This window comes from Comamonas humi, assembly GCF_054782535.1.
This window is the reverse complement of sequence record NZ_BAAGSH010000026.1, coordinates 1-2,371: the sequence shown is the minus strand read 5'-3', so window position 1 is coordinate 2,371 and position 2,371 is coordinate 1. Positions and strand designations below refer to the sequence as shown.

The 2,371-nt window shown below is 63.0% G+C and carries 2 protein-coding genes; both read left to right on the top strand.

Annotation, left to right across the window (positions count from 1 at the left end; translation table 11 throughout):
* The first annotated feature begins 43 nt into the window (after positions 1-43).
* Complete coding sequence (istA, locus tag ACYVKR_RS24460) at positions 44-1,570, top strand: IS21 family transposase (protein ID WP_460483588.1); 1,527 nt, start codon at positions 44-46, stop codon at positions 1,568-1,570.
* On the top strand, positions 1,560-2,363 hold the full coding sequence (istB, locus tag ACYVKR_RS24455; RefSeq protein ID WP_460483587.1) for an ATP-binding protein: 804 nt from the start codon (positions 1,560-1,562) through the stop codon (positions 2,361-2,363). Before istA ends, istB begins: the two co-directional genes overlap by 11 nt.
* Positions 2,364-2,371 lie beyond the last annotated feature (8 nt).

The following is a 2,371-nucleotide window of genomic DNA, read 5'->3' as shown; positions in this document are numbered from 1 at the left end:
CTAACCCTAACCTGCTGCTTTGTTGAGCAGCAGGAGACCAGGAGTGATAGACGTGGCAACACTGAGTGTCATTAGGCGCTGGGCCCTGCGAGAGCAGTTGTCCATCAGGGAGATCGCCCGCCGCACGGGCCTCTCGCGCAACACCATCCGCAAGTACCTGCGCGCAGGCGAGGCCGAACCGCGCTACGCCAAGCGGGTCAGCCCTTCCAAGCTCGATCCCTTCGCATTGAAGCTCGCTGGCTGGCTCAAGACGGAAGCTGGCCGATCCCGCAAACAGCGGCGCACTGTCAAGCAGATGTACGCCGATCTTCAAGCCCTGGGCTACACCGGCTCCTACAACCGCGTAGCGGCCTTTGCCCGCCTCTGGCAAGAGCAGCGTCTGGTGGCCCAGCAGACCACCGGCCGCGGCACCTTCGTTCCGCTGGCCTTCGGGCCGGGTGAGGCGTTCCAGTTCGACTGGAGTGAGGACTGGGCCATTCTAGCCGGCGTGCGCACCAAGCTGCAGGTGGCTCACTTCAAGCTCAGCCACAGCCGGGCCTTCTACCTGCGTGCCTATCTCCTGCAGACGCACGAGATGCTGTTTGACGCCCACAACCACGCGTTCGTGGTGCTGGGCGGGGTGCCCAGGAGAGGCATCTACGACAACATGCGCACCGCCGTAGACCGAGTGCGGCGTGGCAAGGAGCGCGATGTCAACGCGCGCTTCGCCGCCATGGTCAGCCACTTCCTGTTCGAGGCCGAGTTCTGCAACCCGGCTTCTGGCTGGGAGAAGGGCCAGGTGGAGAAGAACGTCCGCGACGCCCGCCATCGCCTATGGCAGGTGGTGCCGCCATTCCCTGGCCTGCCTGAACTCAACGCATGGCTTGAGCAGCGGTGTGTGGCGCTGTGGCATGAGATTGAGCATGGCAAGCTGCCGGGCACCGTCGCGGACATCTGGGCCGAGGAGAAGGACGCCTTGATGCCGGTGCCCCGGCCCTTCGATGGCTTTGTGGAGCACACCAAGCGGGTCTCGCCCACCTGCTTGATTCACTTCGAGCGCAACCGCTACAGCGTGCCAGCGCCGTATGCCAACCGACCTGTGAGCCTGCGGGTCTATGCCGATCGCCTGGTGGTCGCGGCCGAAGGCCAGATTGTCTGCGAACACCAGCGCCTGATCGAGCGTAACCACCATGGCGCTGGGCAGACCGTGTACGACTGGCGCCACTACCTGGCGGTGCTGCAGCGCAAGCCCGGGGCGTTGCGCAATGGCGCTCCATTCCTGGAGCTGCCTGCGGCCTTCAAGCGCCTGCAGGCCACCTTGCTCAAGCAACCTGGTGGAGACCGGGAGATGGTTGAGGTTCTGGCACTGGTGCTGCACCACGATGAGCAGGCCGTGCTCGCCGCAGTGGAACTGGCTCTGGAGTCAGGTGCTGCCAGCAAGACCCACATCCTGAACGTGCTGCACCGCCTGTTGGATGGCAAGCCCGCCCCAGCGCCGGTCACATCGCCCCAGGCCCTCAAGTTGTCTGTGGAGCCCCAGGCCAACGTGCTTCGCTATGACCAACTGAGGGAGGTGCGCTATGCGTCATGATCCCGCCATCGCTTCCATCGTGATCATGCTGCGCGAGCTCAAGATGCACGGCATGGCCCAGGCTGTTGCGGAACTGGCTGAGCAAGGTGCGCCGGCCTTCGACGCAGCCCAGCCCATCCTGTCTCAACTACTCAAGGCTGAGACCGCCGAACGCGAAGTACGATCGGTGGCCTATCAGCTGAAGGTGGCCAGGTTCCCCGCGTATCGGGATCTGGCTGGCTTTGACTTCAGCCACAGCGAAGTCAACGAAGCCCTGGTGCGCCAGTTGCACCGGTGCGAGTTCCTGGAGGATGCCAACAACGTGGTGCTGGTCGGAGGGCCGGGCACAGGTAAGACCCACATCGCCACCGCCTTGGGGGTGCAGGCCATTGAGCACCATCACCGCAGGGTGCGGTTCTTCTCCACGGTGGAACTGGTCAATGCATTGGAAGACGAGAAGGCTCAAGGCAAGCCCGGTCAGATTGCCCACCGGCTGGCCTATGTGGATCTGGTGATCCTGGATGAGCTGGGCTACCTGCCGTTCAGCGCCTCAGGAGGGGCCTTGCTGTTCCACCTGCTGTCCAAACTGTACGAGCGCACCAGTGTTGTGATTACCACCAACTTGAGCTTCAGCGAGTGGGCCAGTGTGTTCGGGGATGCGAAGATGACCACGGCGCTGCTGGACCGGCTCACGCATCACTGCCATATTCTGGAAACTGGTAACGACAGCTTCCGCTTCAAAAACAGCTCCGCACAGCAACCACCACAGACCAGCAAGAAGGAGAAGACGCCCAAGAACTTATCCACAACGTGAGCGTGAAG